Consider the following 1,476-nt stretch of genomic DNA (forward strand, 5'->3'; position numbering starts at 1 on the left):
ATCAGTATCTATGTAATAAAAGTGATCTTAGTTCAAGTGGTCTTTAGCAGCCACAATTGTTAAATTTAAACAAACAAGAGAACTAAGATCATGACAAATTTAGCAGAAAAATTAGATTTTAGCGGTCATACGATAAGCTGTGGCATCGATGTGCACCTGAAAAGCTGGACTGTTTCACTCTATTTAGGGAAACAGTACCTGAAAAGCTTCGTCCAGTCACCTCCATCTGTTGAAGGGCTGTGGAATTTTCTTTCAACTAATTATCCACAAGCGCACTATGAATGCGCTTACGAAAGCGGTTTCTGTGGATTCTGGATACAGCGTGCTTTTGCTGCCCGGTCTGTAAACTGTATTGCGGTGAATGCTGCAGATGTTCCCCGGACGGATAAGGGCACCAAGAACAAAAATGACAGGAATGATTCCAGGCGGATAGCCGAAGCACTTCAGGCCGGGCAATTGGAAGGGGTTTATATTCCTGACCCCGAACTTGAAGCCGACAGGCAGCTGGTGCGGCTCAACGAGCGATATAGTAATGACCTTACCAGGTCAAAAAACAGGATAAAGGGCCTTCTTCGTTTGATGGGGATTGAGATACCGCAGAGATTCGCAAAGGCCAATTGGAGTAGGGCATTTGTGGCATGGCTAAAAGAGGCCAGCTGTGGAGAGCCGAGCATCCGCATCGTGCTGGACAGGCAGCTTTCTATAATGGAAGCCATCAGGACCCAAAAACTGGATACACTAAGAGAGATGCGGAAGCTAATGGGTAAAGCACGCTACCATACTATCTCAAGGCTACTCTGCTCTATTCCGGGGATAGGCCCCGTAACAGCAGCTGTGCTGATTGTTGAAATCGGTGATATCTCCCGTTTTGAAAAATTCGACAGGCTCAATTCATTTGTAGGGTTATGCCCAATGCAGCATTCCACAGGCGAGAACGACAGAAAGGGAAGCATAACCACAAGACAGCACCGCCGCCTGAGGTATATGCTTGTCGAGGCTGCCTGGGTAGCGGTAAGAACAGATCCGGCCCTTACAATATGCTATAGCAGATGGACAGCAAGGGTTGGTTCCAGACGGGCCATAATCAAGATAGCGAGAAAACTGCTTTCCAGGGTAAGGCATGTCTGGAATGACCGGGCACCATATGTGACCGGGCTTGTGAAATAAAAAAAACAAAAACTAGCTGTAAAGATATGATAGACTGCTTTCTAAACCTTGCAGGGGGTAAACCTGCTTTAATCAGTGTGCGGCTATCTTTTAACTGAATTATTAATAAATACTTGCGGCAAATTTAAGACCGCTAATAGGAGGATATAGCTAAGTTTTATACCTTTATAAAAAAAGCTTCTGAGAGGCGTTAATTTAACTAAACAAAAACCGCAAATTCTCAGGACAGGGAACCTCTTTTGCCCATAAAAAAAGAAAAAGATTCCAAAGCCACTTGAAAAAGAGTTTTATTCATAGGAGGTTTATTTT

At 44.2% G+C, this 1,476-nt stretch carries 1 protein-coding gene; it reads left to right on the forward strand.

What is annotated here, in order from left to right; genetic code table 11:
- Nucleotides 1-90: 90 nt before the first annotated feature.
- A complete protein-coding gene (locus ABD769_RS24890; protein WP_344854069.1) occupies nt 91-1,167 on the forward strand; it encodes an IS110 family RNA-guided transposase in 1,077 nt (358 codons plus the stop codon).
- The last annotated feature ends 309 nt before the right edge of the window (nt 1,168-1,476 follow it).

Source organism: Pedobacter jeongneungensis (assembly GCF_039538295.1).
In the GTDB taxonomy this organism is placed as follows: Bacteria; Bacteroidota; Bacteroidia; order Sphingobacteriales; family Sphingobacteriaceae; genus Pedobacter; species Pedobacter jeongneungensis.

What these genes read in the sequence shown, in the direction of transcription:
- ABD769_RS24890 (WP_344854069.1), top strand. Translation starts at nt 91, where the DNA reads ATGACAAATTTAGCAGAAAAATTAGATTTTAGCGGTCATACGATAAGC.